Below are 17,709 nucleotides of genomic sequence, written 5' to 3'. Positions count from 1 at the left end.
AAACACCTGATTTTTTGCTGTTTATATTTTTTGTTTTTGAGTCAAAAGATAAAAAAGATAAGTAGAATCATTTTAGAATAAACTTAAAGTACTAGTTAAATGACTTTTTGTGTATTTTGAAATTGCAAATAAAAGCTTACCTTTGCGCCCGAATTCACTCAGAAAATAGAATTCAAAACATATTATTTCTCAACTTAAATTAGTTTATAGCATGCAACTGTATAACACTTTAAGCGCAGAAGAAAGAGCCATCATGATCGATGATGCCGGTAAACAACGTCTTACGTTGTCTTTCTATGCGTATGCCAAAATTCAAGATCCCAAAAAATTTCGCGATGATTTATTTGTAGCCTGGAACGCACTCGATGCTTTAGGCCGAATTTATGTTGCCAATGAAGGAATAAATGCTCAAATGAGTATTCCTGAAGAAAACTTAGAGGCTTTTAGAGCAACTCTCGAAGTTTATGATTTTATGAAAGGCATTCGTTTGAATGAAGCCGTAGAACATGACGATCATTCCTTTTTAAAATTGACCATTAAAGTGCGTCACAAAATCGTTGCTGACGGTTTGAACGACGAAACTTTTGATGTTACTGACATAGGCGTTCACTTGAAAGCCAAAGAATTCAACGAAATTTTAGAAGATCCCAATACTATTGTGGTTGATTTTAGAAATCACTACGAAAGTGAAGTTGGTCATTTTAAAAATGCCATTACTCCAGATGTTGAAACATTTAGAGAGAGTTTGCCTATAATCAACGAACAGCTTCAAAACCATAAAGAAGATAAAAATCTGGTGATGTATTGTACCGGAGGAATTCGTTGCGAAAAAGCAAGTGCTTATTTTAAACATCAGGGTTTTAAAAATGTTTTTCAGTTAGAAGGCGGAATCATTAATTACGCGAAACAAATTGAAGCTGAAGGCATAGAAAGCAAATTCATTGGAAAAAACTTTGTATTTGATAATCGTCTCGGCGAAAGAATTACAGATGATATTATTTCCCAATGCCACCAATGTGGAAAACCTTGCGACAATCATACCAATTGCGAAAATGATGGTTGTCATTTGTTATTTATTCAATGTGATGAATGTAAAGCAGCAATGGAAAATTGTTGTTCTACTGAATGTCTTGATATTGTACACATGCCTTTGGTTGATCAGGTTCGTTTGAGAACAGGAAAACAAGTTGGGAATAAAGTATTCAGAAAAGGAAAATCGGATAGTTTGAAATTCAAACATTCGGGTGAATTACCAAATACTGCTTTAGGAACAGCTGAGAAACCAGCAGATATTCGCCAGAAAATAAAAGTAAAAAAAGCATTACTTGGAAAAGCAGAGCATTATTATGTAAAAGCAAAAGTTGGCCAATTTACTGTAGAAAATCAAGAATTGAATGTTGGTGACAAAATTTTAATTTCTGGTCCAACAACCGGAGAACAAGAATTACTATTAGATAAAATGATTGTAGATGGAGTAGAAACTACAACTGCAAAAATTGGAGATAAAGTTACTTTTGAAGTGCCTTTCAGAATTAGATTGTCGGATAAAATCTATAAGATTTTAGGATAAATTAATTAGAAGAATAATTTAAAAAGCCTATTTTGTGTTGAACAGAATAGGCTTTTTTTTGATTAAAACTATTCGATTATTATTTTTTTGACAAGAGTTGCATCTTCGTTATGCAAATAGATATAATAAATTCCTTTTTCTACACCTGACAGGTTGATCGTATTAGATTCTGATGTATTGTTGAATTTTACGCTTTTTATCAATTGCCCTTGTGTGTTATAAACGCTTGCTTTTTCTACAACACCGGCATCTATGTGTAAATCTCCTTTTACAGGATTTGGATGCAGAACTATTTTATTCAAAACGTTCTCGTCAATTCCTAAGGCACTACAGTCAGTTTTGTAAGTTGCAATTGCATCTTTATTATGAACCCATTCATAACTTGAATTTAAAGACGCTGGATTATCTACCTGAATGCAGGTTAGATTTGGGTTTTTTGTAAAATCGATCTCTGCAATGATCGTGTTCTTGCCATTTTTTATATTAAGGCTCGTTAATTGATTGTCATAACATTTTACATATGTTAAAGCGGGGTTTTTAGAAAGATCTAAAGTCTTTATTTTATTACCACCAATATCAAAAACTTTTAGAGCCGTATTTTTAGAAAGTTCTATACTCGTTATTTTATTATTGCTAGCACGAAAATCGCTTAAACCAGTACTTTTTGAAACTTCTAAGCTAGTTAATTGATTACTGTAGCAAGATAAATCTACCAGTAAAGTATTTTTAGAGACTTCTAAACTTGTTAATAGATTTTCACCACAACTTATTCCAGTCAAAGCGGTATTTTTATCTAGATTTAAACTTGTTATTTTATTAGAAGAACAGCTTAGTTTTTTTAAACCAATATTTTTGTCAAGATCTAAGCGCGTTAATCTATTATCAGAACAGCTTAAATTTTTTAGATCAATATTGTTAGAAAGATCTAAACTTGTTATTTCATTGTTAGAACAAACTAAATCGGTCAAAGCTGTGTTTTTAGAAACCTCTAAACTTTTTAATTGATTATACATACAGCTTAAAATTTTTAAACTGGTGTTTTTAGAAATATCTAAATTCGTTAAATTATTTTGACTACAACCTAGTTCTGTTAAAGCAGTATTGTTTTCGAGATTTATACTAGTTAAATTATTACTGGTAAAAACTAAATTAGTTAAAGCGGGATTGTTAGTAACATCTAGATTGTAAAGCCCATTATAGCTGCATCTTAAAGACTGTAAGGCATAGTTTTTAGAAACATTTAAAGTCATTATATGGTTAGTCGAGCAATTTAATGATATTAGCGCAGTATTTTTAGAAAGATCTAAACTTGTTAATTGATTATTAGAGCAATTTAAATTTTTTAATGCTGCAAAACCTTCAATACCCGTTAGATCTGTCGTTTTTTGCAATCCCATGTCAAAATCAGTTATTTTGTCAATTGTCGAGGTAAGTACTTTTCCATTTCTTCCGTCTATGTCGATCTTTAATTTTATTAAATAGTCTTCAAAAGTAGCATCAGGAATTACAGTATAGTCGCAGCTTGATGTAGTATCAAAGCTTGCTGATATATCTTTTTTTGAGTTCCATTTTGTATAAGCAGCTGCTGCATCATCTACCTGAATACACATTAAGCTAGGGTTTAATGTGAAATCTGGAGATACCAAACTACCGTTTCGGCCATTTTTCAAGTTTACGCTCACTAAATAATGATTTTCAGAACAAGCGAAACCTGCTAAAGCAGTATTTTTCGAAAGATCTAAAGTCGTTAATAGATTACCGGAACAATCTAAATTTCTTAAATTGGTGTTCTTAGAAAGCTCTAAAATTGTTAATTGATTTTTATTACAATATAAAGATGTTAAAGATGTATACTGCGAAACATCTAAATCTGTTAGTTTATTATTATAGCAACTTATAGATTGAAAAACAGTATTCTTAGGTAGATTTAAACTTGTTAATTGATTATTTCCACAGAGTAAATCTTGTAAAAGAGTATTCTTAGAAAGATTTAAGCTGGTTAATTTATTGTTATAACAACTTAAATAGGTTAATGCCGTGAAATTTTCAATCCCTGTTAAATCTTTAATGTCTTTACCAGCAATATCGAGAGTCGTTACTCCAGAAATTTGAGAAGTAAGTACTTGTCCATCAGCTGGAGCAGTATCAATCTTTAAGGCAATTAGTCTGTTTTCAAACGCACGATCGGGAATTAAGGTGTATTGAGATTGAGAAAACGAAGTTAGGCTTGCGAAAAAGAATAAAAAAAGTAGTTTTATTTTCATATTTAAAGTGGTTAAAATTGGTATTGAGATTTTTTAGAGTGTTTGGTGATTAATTTTGCTGTTTCCTGTTTTTTATTCTTTAAAAAGAGCTAGAAGATTTTTTTTTAGCCCAAATATACTTACTTATTTGATATGCAGGTAAGAGATTAAGATCTAAAATTTCATGTTTTTTGTAAATTAAAACAAGAAGAATAAGTTGCTAAAGTCAAGATATCAATCGTTTAAAATTGTAAGTAGTATAAATTGGTCTTTGATTTTCGGCTTATAATTAAGCTTGATTTTAAGGTTAAAGTTAGTGTTTAACCATTCTTTAGACGTCATTTTGTATTTAACAATCCTTTAGTTTTAATCGGTAAAAAGCAAACTAAAAAAAATACTATCTTTACCGATCAAACGTTTATGAACTTAAGTTGCTTTTATGCAACACTACATATATAATTATGGCATGTACAAGTTGTTCAACCTCAGATGGTGGTGCACCAAAGGGTTGTAAAAATAATGGGACTTGCGGCACCGATAGCTGCAATAAATTGACGGTTTTTGACTGGCTTTCTAACATGAGTCCGGCAAATGGAGAAGCAATTTTTGATTGTGTTGAGGTTCGTTTTAAAAACGGACGTAAGGAATTTTTTAGAAATTCAGAAAAATTAACTTTAAGTATTGGTGATATTGTAGCAACTGTTGCTTCGCCAGGACATGATATTGGAATTGTTACTTTGACAGGAGAATTGGTTAAAATTCAAATGAAGAAAAAAGGTGTAAACCATGAAAGTAATGAAATTCCGAAAATTTACAGAAAAGCATCTCAGAAAGATATTGATATTTGGTCTGTAGCGCGTGATCGTGAAGAGCCGATGAAAGTTCGTGCACGTGAATTAGCGATTCAGCACAAACTTGAAATGAAAATATCAGATATTGAATTTCAAGGAGACGGATCAAAAGCTACATTTTACTACACAGCAAATGACAGAGTCGATTTTAGACTTTTGATTAAAGATTTTGCGAAAGAATTTAGCACAAGAGTCGAGATGAAACAAGTTGGTTTCCGTCAGGAAGCAGCTCGTTTAGGCGGAATTGGTTCTTGCGGAAGAGAACTTTGCTGTTCGACCTGGTTAACAGATTTTAGAAGTGTTAATACCTCTGCCGCGCGTTACCAACAGCTTTCGCTAAATCCGCAAAAATTAGCAGGACAATGCGGTAAATTAAAGTGTTGCTTGAATTATGAGCTTGATACTTATATGGATGCGTTGAAAGATTTCCCGGATTACGATACAAAATTAGTAACCGAAAAAGGAGATGCAATTTGTCAAAAACAAGATATTTTTAAAGGATTAATGTGGTTTGCTTACACGAATAATTTTGCAAACTGGCATGTTTTGAAAATTGATCAGGTAAAAGAAATTATTGCTGAGAACAAATTGAAAAACAAAGTTTCTTCATTAGAAGATTTTGCGATTGAAGAAACTTCAGAACCTGAAAAAGATTTTAATAATGCAATGGGACAAGAGAGTTTGACTCGTTTTGATCAGCCAAAAAGAAAGAAAAAACCAAATCGCAAACGCAAACCAAATGGAGAAGCAGCGATTGTGGCTACTCCGGAAAAACCTCAAGCTCAACCTCAAACAAATCAAAAGCCTAATAAACCTGCAGGAGGAAATCCTAACAAGGGAAATAAGCCGAATAATAATAAGCCGAATCAATCGAATAAACCAAATAATCCGAAAGATAATAAACCGGCTGAACCTAGAAAACCTATAATTATTACTAAAAATGAGAATAAAAAATAGCGGGATTCTTCTTTTGGTAGCGATACTTCTTTTTTCTTGCGATAAAAAAAGAGTGTTTGATGAGTATAAATCTGTTGGAAGTGCTTGGAACAAAGACAGTATTATAACCTTTGATCTGCCAGTTTTAGATTCAACCAAAAAATACAATTTATTTATAAATTTGAGGGACAATAATAATTATCCGTTCAAAAATTTGTTTTTAATTGTGGCTATTGAAACGCCAAGTGGTTTCACTAAAGTTGATACTTTAGAATATGAAATGGCAAAACCTGACGGAACTTTGTTAGGAAATGGTTTTACAGATATTAAAGAAAGTAAACTGTATTACAAAGAAAATGTGAAATTTAAAGGAAAATACAAAGTTCACATTAAACAAGCTGTTAGAGAATCGGGTAAAATTCCTGGTGTTCAGGCTTTAGAAGGTATTACAGACGTAGGTTTTAGAATAGAACAAAAAGATTAGAAAAATAGTTATGGCTGCTAAAAAAAACAATCAATCAAATACCACAAAAGATATCAATTACTATAAAAAGAAATTCTGGAGAATTTTTGCTTATAGTCTTCTTGGGATATTAGCCTTCTTTTTATTTGCCTCATGGGGTTTATTTGGCTCAATGCCTTCTTTTGAAGACCTGGAGAATCCGGATTCAAACCTTGCTACAGAAATTATTTCTTCTGATGGAGTCGTTATTGGTAAATATTTCAAGACAAATAGATCGCAACTTAAATATTCTGATTTACCAAAAAGTTTAGTTGAAGCTTTGGTTGCTACCGAAGATGCACGTTTTTATGAACATTCAGGTATTGACGGACGTGGAACTTTAAGAGCTGTTTTTAGTTTAGGAACAAACGGTGGAGCTAGTACGTTAACACAACAATTAGCAAAACAATTGTTTCATGGAGAGGGATCTAAATTTCTTCCTTTCAGGATTGTACAGAAAATAAAAGAATGGATTATTGCTATTCGTTTGGAGAGACAGTATACCAAAAACGAAATTTTGGCGATGTACTGTAATGTTTACGATTTTGGAAATTACTCTGTTGGAGTAAGTTCTGCGGCGCAAACGTATTTCTCAAAAGATCCTAAAGATTTAACAATGGATGAATCGGCTATTTTAGTCGGAATGTTCAAAAACTCTGGTTTATACAATCCGGTTCGTAATCCTGAAGGGGTAAAAAATCGTCGTAATGTTGTGCTTTCTCAAATGGAAAAAGCAAAAATGATTACCGAATCAGAAAAATTGAGATTACAGGCTTTACCTATTACTTTAAAATTCAAATTAGAAAGCCACCGCGAAGGAACGGCAACTTATTTTAGAGAATACCTTCGTGATTACATGAAAAAATGGGTAGCAGAGAATAAAAAACCAGACGGTTCTGATTATGATATTTACAAAGATGGTCTGAAAATTTATACCACAATCGATTCAAGAATGCAGCTGCATGCAGAAGAAGCGGTTTCTGAACATATGAAAAACTTGCAGCAACAGTTTTTTATTGAACAGAAAACCAATAAAAATGCACCTTTTGTAAATATTTCTCAAGCAGAAACTGATCGACTCATGATGCAGGCGATGAAAAATTCAACGCGTTGGGCAATCATGAAAGATATGGATAAAAGCGAAGACGATATCATTGCTTCATTTAAAGTAAAAACAAAAATGCGCATTTTTACCTGGAAAGGAGAGCGTGATACTGTAATGACACCGATGGATTCTATTCGTTATTTTAAACACTTTTTGCAATCTGGTTTAATGGCAATGGAGCCTCAAACCGGAAATATCAAGGCGTGGGTTGGTGGAATAAATTATAAATATTTTCAATACGATCACGTTGGGCAAGGTGCAAGACAAGTAGGTTCGACTTTTAAGCCGTTTGTTTACGCAACGGCGATTGAGCAGCTGAATATGTCTCCTTGTGATTCAATTCTTGATGGTCCGTTTATGATTCATAAAGGACGTCACAATGTTACTGCAGATTGGGAACCAAGAAACTCTGATAACAGATACCGTGGAATGGTTACTTTGAAGCAAGGTTTGGCAAATTCGATTAATACTATTTCGGCTAAATTAATTGATCGTGTAGGACCGGAAGCAGTGGTAGAATTAACGCATAAATTAGGCGTAAAAACAGAGATTCCGGCGCAACCTTCTATCGCTCTTGGAGCTGTAGATATTACAGTTGAAGACATGGTTGCTGCTTATAGTACATTTGCTAATCAGGGGGTTTATGTAAAACCACAGTTTTTAACCCGTATTGAGAACAAAAGCGGAGAGGTTATTTATGAGCCAATTCCAGAATCTCACGACGTATTAAATAAAGATATTGCTTTTGCAGTGATCAAATTATTAGAAGGAGTTACTGAAACCGGTTCTGGTGCGCGTTTGCGTACTGAAGGTGGAGGAAGCGGTGACAACCGTTGGACAGGATATCCGTATATGTTTAGAAATCCAATTGCGGGAAAAACAGGAACAACACAAAACCAGTCAGATGGTTGGTTCATGGGTATGGTTCCTAATTTAGTAACAGGAGTTTGGGTTGGTTGTGAAGACCGTTCAGCTCGTTTCAAAAGTTTAACTTACGGACAAGGTGCAACAGCTGCATTGCCAATTTGGGGTTATTTCATGAAACTTTGTTATGCAGATCCAGGACTTCAGGTTTCAAAATCTGAATTTGAAAGACCTGCAAACCTTTCTATAAAAGTAGATTGTTATAGCAGGCCTGCTGTTGTAAAAGATACTACTCAAACAGAACAAAATACAGACGAATTCGAATTGTAGTTTAAGTTCGGCTTTATAATAAAAAAATCCTTTTGTGATCTTCTGAAATTTGGAAGTAAGCAAAAGGATTTTTTTTGGATTATACTGGTTTTATTTTTTACGAAATCGTTATAATTTAATCTAAAAATCTTATTTTTATCAAAAATATACAGTAATAAAGACAGTTTGTTATGATAACAAAAAAAGTAAATAATGTTCAGGAAGCAATTGATGGAATCGAAAGTAACATGACGATCATGTTTGGCGGTTTTGGATTGTGCGGTATTCCTGAAAATACTATTGCAGCTTTAGTAAATTCTCCAATTTCTGATTTGACTTGTATTTCTAACAATGCTGGAGTTGATGATTTTGGTTTGGGATTGCTTTTGCAAAAGAAACAAATTAAAAAAATGATTTCGTCTTATGTGGGCGAAAATGCGGAGTTCGAACGTCAGATGCTTTCGGGAGAATTAGAGGTAGAGTTAACACCTCAAGGAACTTTAGCAGAACGTTGTCGCGCAGCTCAAGCTGGAATTCCTGCCTTTTTTACGCCTGCAGGTTACGGAACAGAAGTTGCTGACGGAAAAGAGGTTCGTGAGTTCAATGGTAAAATGCATATCATGGAACTGGCTTTTAAAGCTGATTTTGCAATTGTAAAAGCGTGGAAAGGGGATGAAGCCGGAAATCTTATTTTTAAAGGAACTGCCAGAAACTTCAATGCTTGTATGGCTGGTGCAGCAAAAATTACGATTGCAGAGGTCGAAGAATTGGTTCCGGTTGGAACATTAGATCCCAATCAAATTCATATTCCCGGAATTATGGTGCAGCGTATTTTTCAAGGAGAGAAATTTGAAAAAAGAATCGAACAACGAACCGTGAGAACTAGAAATTAGATAATTAGAAAATGTGATAATTAGATAATTAATTAGATTGCGCAAAGTGAAGCATTATCTAATTATCTAATTTCCAAATTGACACATTAGAAAATATGTTAACAAAAGAAGATATTGCAAAGCGAATTGCTAAAGAAGTAAAAGACAGATATTTTGTGAACCTTGGGATCGGGATTCCGACTTTGGTTGCGAATTATGTTAGAGAAGATATTGCCGTGGAGTTTCAAAGCGAAAATGGAGTGCTCGGTATGGGGCCTTTCCCTTTTGCCGGAGAAGAAGATGCAGATATTATTAATGCTGGAAAACAAACGATTACAACACTTCCGGGAGCGAGTTTCTTTGATTCGGCTTTTAGCTTCGGAATGATTCGTAGTCAAAAAGTAGATTTAACGATTTTAGGCGCAATGGAAGTTTCTGAAAATGGAGATATCGCCAATTGGAAAATTCCGGGGAAAATGGTGAAAGGAATGGGAGGTGCGATGGATTTGGTGGCTTCCGCCGAAAATATTATTGTTGCCATGATGCACGTCAATAAAGCCGGCGAATCTAAAATTTTAAAAAAGTGTACTTTGCCATTAACGGGTGTAGGATGCGTTAAAAAGGTTGTAACTGAGCTTGCGGTTCTAGAAGTGACCAAAAGGGGTTTTAAGCTCTTAGAACGCGCGCCAGGTATTTCTGTTGAGCATATTATAGCTTCGACTGAGGCCGATTTGATTATTGAAGGTGAAATTCCTGAAATGGCAATTTAGATTTTGTAACCGTAAAGTCTGCTAAACATTTATAAAGCTTATATAAAAACCGTTCCAATCGAACGGTTTTCGTTTTTTGTAAAACTTTGTAAATTAGCTTTCTGTCAGAAGTAAAATCTTCCGAACTTTATGCATTTCGCGGTTAGTTTAATTTGAAAAAGAGAAATAATGAAATTACGATTATTAGCTTTTCTGTGTATTATTACATTCAATGGCTTTTCGCAAAATAATGTATTGGTTTTTCAATCTGATTTTGGATTGAAAGATGGTGCAGTGTCCGCCATGAAAGGAGTTGCGATGGGAGTCTCAACAGATTTGAAAATATTTGATTTGACTCACGAAATTCCGGCATATAACATTTGGGAAGCAGCATATCGTTTATCACAAACTGCGCAATATTATCCTGCGGGAACTGTATTTGTATCTGTTTGTGATCCTGGAGTTGGAACGGCACGGCATTCGGTTGTTTTGTTAACTAAATCGGGGCATTATTTTGTAACGCCTGATAATGGTACATTGACTTTGATTGCAGAACAATTAGGTATTCAGGAAATTCGTGAAATTGATGAAGTAAAAAACCGTCGTCAGGATTCGAATGAATCTTATACGTTTCATGGGCGCGATGTTTACGCATTTACCGGAGCACGTTTAGCCTCTAAAGCGATTACTTTTGACGAAGTTGGTTCAAAGCTGCCCAGTGAAGTTGTAAAGATTGACTACCAAAAACCGGTTTTTGAAAAAGGAATGATCAAAGGCGGAATTCCGATCCTGGATGTTCAGTACGGTAATGTTTGGACTAATATTGATAAAAAAACATTTGTTAATTTAGGTTTGAAAACGGGAGATTTGGTTAAAATTCAAATTTTTAAAGGAACTAAAAAAGTGTATGAAGGAAAGCTGAAGTTCGTTAATACTTTTGGAGAAGTTACAGTAGGAACGCCTGTTGCTTATTTTAATAGTCTTTTGAATTTTTCTTTGGCTATTAATCAGGGTAGTTTCTCAGAAAAATATAAAATCTATAGTGGAGCAGAGTGGAGTATTTTGCTTAGTAAATAAAATCATATAAAGTTTTAATAAAAGTTTTTGTGGATGATCGAAGTCAGATCGTATTTCAATTAGAGCGCCTTGGGCTTGTTCCGCATGAAGGCTGAATTTTCTACTCAACCATAAAAACAAAAAAGCGTTCATCTAATGATGAACGCTTTTTTTATAAACTTTAGAGTGTTTTCGGTTTAAAAAACTTAATCCAAATTGAAAGAAGCTCCTAAACTAAAAGTTACCTGATTGTTTAAGTTGTCATACATACCATTATTGCTTCCGTATTTAGCTATTGGAAAACCAACTTCTGTGAAAACACCAAATCCGTCAGTAAAGAAATAACGACCACCAACATGACCACCAAAATTATGTAATCCTAAGTTTAAACCTGGATATACGTCTAATTGTTCAACACCAATTACACTGCTCAAATTAGCATTAACTCTTGCTTTAGCATCAAAACGCTCACCAAAATCTGGTTTACGGTACGTTTGACCTGCAACTTGGTGGTATGGGATATAAGTATCCACACCTAATAAATAGTTGGAAACAAAACCAACAGAGAAATTTTCTCCCAACCCAAAATCTACGGAACCTTGAATTCCTGAGCCACCATTTTGTAAGTTAGCCCCAACATTTACTTTTACGTCTCCTTTTCCTTTAAAAGCTTGTTGTGCTTGAGTAAATCCAAAGGATACCAAGAACAAAAGTGTAATAATCTTTTTCATAAACTTAAATATTAATTTTTTTTGAAGTGCAAAAATAGCTTTTTATGAACTAATTCCTACCTTTTTCTTCAAAATACAATTCATTTAATGGATCACTTTGCCAAAATTCTTTTGTATCGATATCCATAATTGTTAAAGGACCTCTAAAGGCTGCGCCAGTATCGACATTCCAGACACAGGCTTTTTGAACAGGAACCGTTTTTCCAATTCGGGTTACAGGCGTGTGGCCAATAAAAATTTCTTTATATAGATTGAAACGTTTTGGATAAAGTACATCATCCGGTTTTAAAGTTGGATCTAGTGAAAGTGCCGTTTCCCAAAGTGTTCTGTCCCAGTAAAATAATTTAGGAAAATATTCATAAGTTACTCCATTCAGATTGGTAAAACCAGCGTGAACAAATAATCTGTTTTGATCATCAAGATAATAATCTTCTAATGATTCTAAAAAAGCAATATGAATTTGTTTCTTTTCTTCGGTTAGTTTTTTATAGGCTAAAACAGTTGCTTCTCCACCGTGTTTAAACCATAAAGTTTCGTCAACTTCGTCTTTTTTGCTTTGAAACCAGGACAACAGCAATTCATCATGGTTTCCTCGAATGCAAATGCAGTTTTGTTTGGTTTTCAAATCCATTAAATAATCAAGTACTTGTGGAGACTGACTCCAACCATCAACATAATCACCTAAAAAAATAAGAGTATCCTGGGTAGTAACTTGGGCTTTTTTCATCACTTGTTCAAGAGCGAGTAGTCCGCCGTGTATGTCGCCTATAACAAATGTTCGCATTTTATATTGTTTCGTGTAGAATTACAAAAATAAAGAAAATGATTTGTTTGAGATCATTAAGTTGATAATCTTTAAAAGAGAATATTTTTATGATTATTTTCATTATATATTCCTGCTTTCCTGTTTAAATTTGTAGCATGTCTGAAACGCCTACATATCGAAAAATTATTCATATTGATATGGATGCTTTTTATGCCTCGGTAGAGCAGATGGATAATCCGGCTTTGCGAGGAAAACCTGTGGCTGTTGGAGGATCAGAGAATAGAGGAGTAGTTTCGGCAGCAAGTTATGAAGCGCGAAAATTTGGTGTTCGAAGTGCTATAAGTGGTGTCTTGGCTAAAAAGTATTGTCCTGAGATAATTTTTGTACGCCCTCGATTTGATCGGTATAAAGAGATTTCAGCCAAAATCCATAAAATCTTTTATGAATATACAGATTTGGTTGAGCCACTTTCGCTTGACGAAGCTTATCTTGATGTTACACAGAATAAAAAAGGAAATCCAAGTGCAGGATTATTAGCGCAGGAAATTAGATTAAGAATTTTAAATGAAGTTGGACTTACCGCTTCGGCAGGAATCTCTGTCAATAAATTTGTAGCAAAAATTGCTTCGGATGTTAATAAACCAAACGGACAAAAAACGGTAAATCCTGATGAGATTTTGGCTTTTTTAGAAGAGTTACCAATCAGAAAGTTTTATGGCGTTGGAAAAGTGACGACCGAAAAAATGTATCAATTAGGAATTTTCACGGGATTAGATCTTAGAAATAAATCAGAGGAGTTTCTTGAGAAGCATTTCGGAAAATCGGGAACTTTTTACTATAATGTAGTTCGCGGAATTCATAATAGTGAAGTAAAATCAAATAGGATAACCAAGTCAGTTGCGGCAGAACATACTTTTGATGTTAACCTATCATCTGAAATTTTTATGCTAGAGCAATTAGATAAAATTGCAACTTCATTAGAGAAACGATTAAAAAAGCATAAAATATCAGGAAAAACAGTCACACTTAAAATTAAATACAGTGACTTTACGCAGCAGACACGAAGTAAAACCTTGCCTTATTTTATTTCAGATAAGAGTCTGATTTTAGAAACAGTAGAAGAATTATTGTATCAGGAACGGATGAAAGATTCGGTTCGATTACTCGGAATTTCTTTGAATAATTTGAATACTGAAGAAAAGAAAGCGGTCGTTGTACAATTAAAGTTTACCTTTTAGTGTCATTAAGTTATGATTAAATCACAACATTTGTGTTTTTGTGATGAATTTTCTTTCTACCTTTGAGTGAGAAGATTTTACTAACGTTGAATTCATCATTATGAAAACTAATAAATCTGAGGAGTCGTCTTCTCGCAGTTCGGTTCCTATTTTAGCATGGGATTTTCACTGCGAACACTTAAGAGAATTGAAAGCTGCTTTTACTGATTTACAAAAAGTTAAAAAAATTGCAGCGCAATTTACGTGGAATGAAGAAAGCTTGAAAATTGAAGAACGAATAAAAGAAGAGGTTATTCTGGTAACTGATTTAAATTTAAAAATAGTTTTTGCTTCAAACGGAATCAAAAGAATGACGGGTTATAAAGAAGAAGAAGTTCTTGGTAAAACACCAAAAATGTTTCAAGGGCCTGAGACTTCTAAAACGACTCTTGAAGAAATAAAGGAAGCAATAAAACTGAAAATTCCTTTTGAAAAAACAATCGAAAACTACAGAAAAGATGGTCGAACTTACAAATGCAAAATCAATAGTACACCCGTTTTTAACTTAAAAGGCAAACTAACCCATTTTATAGCTTTTGAAAAGGAAGTTTTAAGCGCTTAGTTGCAAGTTGCCAAGTGAATATAGTTTTAATAAGAAACGAAAAAACCGCCAAAAAAGGCGGTTTTAATATAAAAAAATCTTAGAAACTTAGTGACTTAATATCTTAGCAACTAAAATTTATAAATTTTCAAAAAAGTCATTTCCTTTGTCATCAGTAATGATAAAAGCAGGAAAATCTTTAACGGTAATTTTTCGAACAGCTTCCATTCCTAATTCTTCGAAATCAACAACTTCAACTTTTAAGATGTTATCTTGAGCTAAAATTGCTGCAGGACCTCCAATAGATCCTAAGTAGAAGCCACCATATTTATTACATGCATCAGTAACCTGTTTAGTACGGTTTCCTTTAGCCAGCATAATCATACTTCCGCCATGTTTCTGGAATTCATCAACATAAACATCCATACGTCCAGCAGTTGTTGGTCCAAAACTTCCTGAAGCCATTCCTTCCGGAGTTTTAGCTGGTCCAGCATAATAAACCGGATGATTTTTGAAGTATTCCGGCATTGGTTTTCCGGCTTCTAGCATTTCCATGATTTTGGCATGCGCAATATCACGGGCTACAATTACAGTTCCGTTTAGTTTTAAACGAGTTTTTATAGGATATTGAGTCAGTTTAGCTAAAATATCAGCCATTGGCATATTCAAATCAACCTCAACAGGCGCTTCTAAATGTGGAGCTGTTTCTGGTAAAAATTGCTTTGGATTCACTTCTAATTGTTCAACGAAGATTCCGTCTTTCGTAATTTTTCCTTTAATATTTCTATCAGCAGAACACGAAACACCTAATCCAACCGGACAAGAAGCGGCGTGACGAGGTAAACGAATTACACGAACATCATGGGTAAAATATTTTCCGCCAAATTGAGCACCAATAGCGCTTTCCTGACAAATTTGTTGCACCTTTTGTTCCCATTCTAAATCACGAAAAGCCTGACCGGCCATATTTCCGGTAGTTGGCAAATGGTCGTAATATCCAGCCGAAGCTTTTTTAACAGCACTTAGATTCGCTTCGGCAGAAGTTCCACCAATTACTAAAGCCAAGTGATACGGAGGACAAGCAGAAGTTCCTAAATCTTTGATTTTCGCACGGATAAAAGCATCCATGGATTTATCATTCAATAAGGATTTTGTTTGTTGATATAAGTACGTTTTATTAGCAGATCCTCCACCTTTTGCCATGAATAAGAACTCATAAGAAGTTCCTTTTTTAGCATAAATATCAATTTGTGCCGGAAGATTTGAACCTGAGTTTTTCTCTTCAAACATAGAAATAGGTACGATTTGTGAATAACGTAAGTTACGTTTTTGGTACGTATTGAAAATTCCTCTGCTCAACCATTCAGCATCATCAACACCAGTAAAGATGCTTTCACCTTTTTTAGCCATTACAATTGCTGTTCCGGTATCCTGGCAACTTGGTAATTGTCCTTCAGCAGCAACAGAAGCATTTTGAAGCAAGTTGTAAGCCACAAAACGATCATTATCAGTCGCTTCGGGATCATCAAGAATTTTTCTTAATTTTTGTAAATGTGTCGTTCTTAGCATGAACGAAACATCTGTTAAAGCCTCTTCAGCCAATAATTCTAAACCTTTTGGATCAACAGTTAAAACTTCACGTTCTCCAAATTGTTCAATTTTTACAAAATCAGAAGTAATTTTGCGGTACTGTGTATCATCCTTTAAAATAGGATAAGGGTCTTGGTATATAAAATCAATCATTGCTTTGTTTTTTACAAAGTTAGAAATTATTTATCTAAGAAAGAATTTGAATTAGGGGTGTTTTTGGTTAATCCTTTGCTCATCTTTTATTTAAACTGGACTGAAGTCCAGCTCTACAAAACAATTCGTTCCTTTGGAACTCTAAAAAATGTCGGAAGCAGATATCATATTATAAAGCTGGACTTCGGTTTTAAAAACAATCAATTGTTTTGGAATTCAGAAAGAGTCATAGGCTCGAGTCATATTGTAGGGCTGGACTTCAGTCCAGTTTAAATAAAAGTTTTGATTATATTAAATTTTGAAAAATATGTCTTTCATCAAATTTGATGTTGAATTTGTCTAGAAAAGATAAATATTCATCTTTGAAATTTTGTTTTTTGTGGTGTTTCTCTTGATTTGCAATGTATTTATATACAGCATCGATGTGAGATTGACTATATGAAAAAACACCATAACCTTCCTGCCACTCAAATTTACATTTTGTCAATTGGTGATCATTAATGTATTTTGATGATTTTCCTTTTACAATTTTCATTAAATCTGAAATAGAAACGGTTGGTTTTAATCCAAGAAAGCAATGTACGTGATCTTCAGTTCCATTTACAATAATGGTTTTACAACCAGTTTCATTTATTAAATTTCCAATTACACTTAATATTTTAGATTTGCATTCGTCAATAATAAGTGCTTCCCGGTATTTTACGGCAAAAATTGTCTGAATATAAACTTGATGATAGGTGTTTGACATGTAAGATGTATTGTTCTTAAACGATTTTATTTCGTTATAAAAATGCAAAATATCTTACAAATTTATGAAAATATTTTATGTTTAAACTGGACTGAAGTCCAGCTCTTCAAAATAATCCGTTCCTCCGAAACTATAAAAAGAGCCATAGGCTCGAAACATATTTTAGAGCTGGACTTCAGTCCAGTTTTACATATCAATGAATAAAAGAACCAATTAAGAGAATCGTTTTACATTTCTTTTATTGTAAATAGTATTTGATTGGGTGGATTCGTAAATCTTTTCCACATTTGAAATAACAAAAAACAAGCTATCGCACCGCCAATAAGCAAAATTCCTTTGTCACCAAGGTTCGTAACAATACGATCAAATAGCTTAGCTCTGCTAGTTGTAGATTTTGTTGCAGTTCCGTTGGCAATTGCTAAGGCTTCATGGTAAGAAAAGGCAGTTATAGCTATGGTTATAGCTAACTTCAAAAGGTGATTGGATATTGCTTTGAAAGGTCTTAATGTTTCATGCTCTTTTTTTAAACCAAGGTCATTTTCTAAAGTATTAAAAAATCGTTCGTAATCATTTGTATTAGAAAACGAAAATTTACAGTGAGTTGTAGTTCCAAAAGAAGCTTTGTACGAAATAGTAACATTGTCGTCATTCTCTTCTTTTTTTATTGCCTCGATCAAACCATATCGTATTTCGCTTTTTGTGGCAAATGTGAATGATTTATCCCAAGAATTTTCAAAATCTTCGGCCGAATTCAAATTAGAGCTTGAAAATTTAAAAGATTCAGCATCAAAATATAAAGAGGACATTTTGTGCCCATTAACAGAGAAAATTTCATTTGCCATAAAA

15 protein-coding genes are annotated in these 17,709 nt (G+C 33.7%); 9 read left to right on the top strand and 6 right to left on the bottom strand.

Going from position 1 to position 17,709, the window contains the following annotated elements:
- Nucleotides 1-211 precede the first annotated feature (211 nt).
- Nucleotides 212-1,570 (top strand): rhodanese-related sulfurtransferase, encoded by a 1,359-nt coding sequence (locus ACHRVZ_RS07680; RefSeq protein ID WP_395421693.1) that lies wholly within the window; start codon nucleotides 212-214, stop codon nucleotides 1,568-1,570.
- A gap of 68 nt (nucleotides 1,571-1,638) precedes the next feature.
- Here the strand turns inward: ACHRVZ_RS07680 and ACHRVZ_RS07675 are convergent, their stop codons facing one another.
- Complete coding sequence (locus ACHRVZ_RS07675; RefSeq protein ID WP_395421692.1) at nucleotides 1,639-3,834, bottom strand: T9SS type A sorting domain-containing protein; 2,196 nt, start codon at nucleotides 3,832-3,834, stop codon at nucleotides 1,639-1,641.
- A 440-nt stretch (nucleotides 3,835-4,274) separates the two neighbouring features.
- Here ACHRVZ_RS07675 and ACHRVZ_RS07670 point away from each other — a divergent pair, with 440 nt between their 5' ends.
- The 6 genes from ACHRVZ_RS07670 to ACHRVZ_RS07645 all read left to right on the top strand — a co-directional run bounded on the left by ACHRVZ_RS07670 (nucleotide 4,275) and on the right by ACHRVZ_RS07645 (nucleotide 11,078).
- The gene (locus ACHRVZ_RS07670) at nucleotides 4,275-5,621 is read left to right on the top strand and encodes a stage 0 sporulation family protein (RefSeq protein WP_395421691.1); all 1,347 of its coding nucleotides are present in this window, start codon (nucleotides 4,275-4,277) and stop codon (nucleotides 5,619-5,621) included.
- Nucleotides 5,605-6,084, top strand: coding sequence for a gliding motility lipoprotein GldH (locus ACHRVZ_RS07665; RefSeq protein ID WP_395421690.1), 480 nt, complete (start codon nucleotides 5,605-5,607; stop codon nucleotides 6,082-6,084). The genes ACHRVZ_RS07670 and ACHRVZ_RS07665 overlap by 17 nt, the downstream gene beginning before the upstream one ends.
- A 10-nt stretch (nucleotides 6,085-6,094) precedes the next feature.
- On the top strand, nucleotides 6,095-8,401 hold the full coding sequence (locus tag ACHRVZ_RS07660) for a penicillin-binding protein 1A (protein ID WP_395421689.1): 2,307 nt from the start codon (nucleotides 6,095-6,097) through the stop codon (nucleotides 8,399-8,401).
- A gap of 170 nt (nucleotides 8,402-8,571) precedes the next feature.
- Complete coding sequence (locus ACHRVZ_RS07655; protein ID WP_395421688.1) at nucleotides 8,572-9,273, top strand: CoA transferase subunit A; 702 nt, start codon at nucleotides 8,572-8,574, stop codon at nucleotides 9,271-9,273.
- A gap of 95 nt (nucleotides 9,274-9,368) precedes the next feature.
- Entirely contained in the window at nucleotides 9,369-10,022 is a 654-nt protein-coding gene (locus ACHRVZ_RS07650; RefSeq protein WP_395421686.1) for a 3-oxoacid CoA-transferase subunit B, read from the top strand.
- Between the two features lie 168 nt (nucleotides 10,023-10,190).
- Nucleotides 10,191-11,078, top strand: a complete 888-nt coding sequence (locus ACHRVZ_RS07645) for an S-adenosyl-l-methionine hydroxide adenosyltransferase family protein (RefSeq protein WP_395421685.1) — start codon at nucleotides 10,191-10,193, stop codon at nucleotides 11,076-11,078.
- 185 nt (nucleotides 11,079-11,263) lie between these two features.
- Here the strand turns inward: ACHRVZ_RS07645 and ACHRVZ_RS07640 are convergent, their stop codons facing one another.
- Entirely contained in the window at nucleotides 11,264-11,788 is a 525-nt protein-coding gene (locus ACHRVZ_RS07640; RefSeq protein WP_395421684.1) for a DUF6646 family protein, read from the bottom strand.
- Between the two features lie 49 nt (nucleotides 11,789-11,837).
- The gene (locus ACHRVZ_RS07635; protein ID WP_395421683.1) at nucleotides 11,838-12,572 is read right to left on the bottom strand and encodes a metallophosphoesterase family protein; all 735 of its coding nucleotides are present in this window, start codon (nucleotides 12,570-12,572) and stop codon (nucleotides 11,838-11,840) included.
- A gap of 137 nt (nucleotides 12,573-12,709) precedes the next feature.
- Here ACHRVZ_RS07635 and dinB point away from each other — a divergent pair, with 137 nt between their 5' ends.
- On the top strand, nucleotides 12,710-13,792 hold the full coding sequence (gene dinB / locus ACHRVZ_RS07630) for a DNA polymerase IV (protein WP_395421682.1): 1,083 nt from the start codon (nucleotides 12,710-12,712) through the stop codon (nucleotides 13,790-13,792).
- A gap of 100 nt (nucleotides 13,793-13,892) precedes the next feature.
- Nucleotides 13,893-14,393 carry a PAS domain-containing protein gene (locus tag ACHRVZ_RS07625; RefSeq protein ID WP_395421681.1) on the top strand — a complete coding sequence of 167 codons (501 nt, stop codon included), beginning with the start codon at nucleotides 13,893-13,895 and terminating at the stop codon, nucleotides 14,391-14,393.
- Between the two features lie 117 nt (nucleotides 14,394-14,510).
- Here ACHRVZ_RS07625 and ACHRVZ_RS07620 read toward each other — a convergent pair whose 3' ends face one another.
- The 3 genes from ACHRVZ_RS07620 to ACHRVZ_RS07610 all read right to left on the bottom strand — a co-directional run bounded on the left by ACHRVZ_RS07620 (nucleotide 14,511) and on the right by ACHRVZ_RS07610 (nucleotide 17,705).
- Nucleotides 14,511-16,115, bottom strand: a complete 1,605-nt coding sequence (locus tag ACHRVZ_RS07620; RefSeq protein ID WP_395421679.1) for a fumarate hydratase — start codon at nucleotides 16,113-16,115, stop codon at nucleotides 14,511-14,513.
- A 286-nt stretch (nucleotides 16,116-16,401) separates the two neighbouring features.
- The gene (gene tnpA / locus ACHRVZ_RS07615) at nucleotides 16,402-16,863 is read right to left on the bottom strand and encodes an IS200/IS605 family transposase (RefSeq protein ID WP_395421678.1); all 462 of its coding nucleotides are present in this window, start codon (nucleotides 16,861-16,863) and stop codon (nucleotides 16,402-16,404) included.
- Nucleotides 16,864-17,090: 227 nt separating this feature from the next.
- Nucleotides 17,091-17,705, bottom strand: coding sequence for a hypothetical protein (locus ACHRVZ_RS07610; RefSeq protein WP_395421677.1), 615 nt, complete (start codon nucleotides 17,703-17,705; stop codon nucleotides 17,091-17,093).
- Nucleotides 17,706-17,709 lie beyond the last annotated feature (4 nt).

It is taken from the genome of Flavobacterium sp. FlaQc-57, from assembly GCF_044007395.1.
Classification (GTDB): domain Bacteria; phylum Bacteroidota; class Bacteroidia; order Flavobacteriales; family Flavobacteriaceae; genus Flavobacterium.
Note: the sequence above shows the minus strand (reverse complement) of the source record. Positions and strands in the feature narration are given on the sequence as shown.

Bases quoted from the DNA above. Each gene is read 5' to 3' on its own strand.
- ACHRVZ_RS07680 (WP_395421693.1), top strand. From the start codon at position 212: ATGCAACTGTATAACACTTTAAGCGCAGAAGAAAGAGCCATCATGATC.
- ACHRVZ_RS07675 (WP_395421692.1), bottom strand. From the start codon at position 3,834: ATGAAAATAAAACTACTTTTTTTATTCTTTTTCGCAAGCCTAACTTCG.
- ACHRVZ_RS07670 (WP_395421691.1), top strand. From the start codon at position 4,275: ATGGCATGTACAAGTTGTTCAACCTCAGATGGTGGTGCACCAAAGGGT.
- ACHRVZ_RS07665 (WP_395421690.1), top strand. From the start codon at position 5,605: ATGAGAATAAAAAATAGCGGGATTCTTCTTTTGGTAGCGATACTTCTT.
- ACHRVZ_RS07660 (WP_395421689.1), top strand. From the start codon at position 6,095: ATGGCTGCTAAAAAAAACAATCAATCAAATACCACAAAAGATATCAAT.
- ACHRVZ_RS07655 (WP_395421688.1), top strand. From the start codon at position 8,572: ATGATAACAAAAAAAGTAAATAATGTTCAGGAAGCAATTGATGGAATC.
- ACHRVZ_RS07650 (WP_395421686.1), top strand. From the start codon at position 9,369: ATGTTAACAAAAGAAGATATTGCAAAGCGAATTGCTAAAGAAGTAAAA.
- ACHRVZ_RS07645 (WP_395421685.1), top strand. From the start codon at position 10,191: ATGAAATTACGATTATTAGCTTTTCTGTGTATTATTACATTCAATGGC.
- ACHRVZ_RS07640 (WP_395421684.1), bottom strand. From the start codon at position 11,788: ATGAAAAAGATTATTACACTTTTGTTCTTGGTATCCTTTGGATTTACT.
- ACHRVZ_RS07635 (WP_395421683.1), bottom strand. From the start codon at position 12,572: ATGCGAACATTTGTTATAGGCGACATACACGGCGGACTACTCGCTCTT.
- dinB (WP_395421682.1), top strand. From the start codon at position 12,710: ATGTCTGAAACGCCTACATATCGAAAAATTATTCATATTGATATGGAT.
- ACHRVZ_RS07625 (WP_395421681.1), top strand. From the start codon at position 13,893: ATGAAAACTAATAAATCTGAGGAGTCGTCTTCTCGCAGTTCGGTTCCT.
- ACHRVZ_RS07620 (WP_395421679.1), bottom strand. From the start codon at position 16,115: ATGATTGATTTTATATACCAAGACCCTTATCCTATTTTAAAGGATGAT.
- tnpA (WP_395421678.1), bottom strand. From the start codon at position 16,863: ATGTCAAACACCTATCATCAAGTTTATATTCAGACAATTTTTGCCGTA.
- ACHRVZ_RS07610 (WP_395421677.1), bottom strand. From the start codon at position 17,705: ATGGCAAATGAAATTTTCTCTGTTAATGGGCACAAAATGTCCTCTTTA.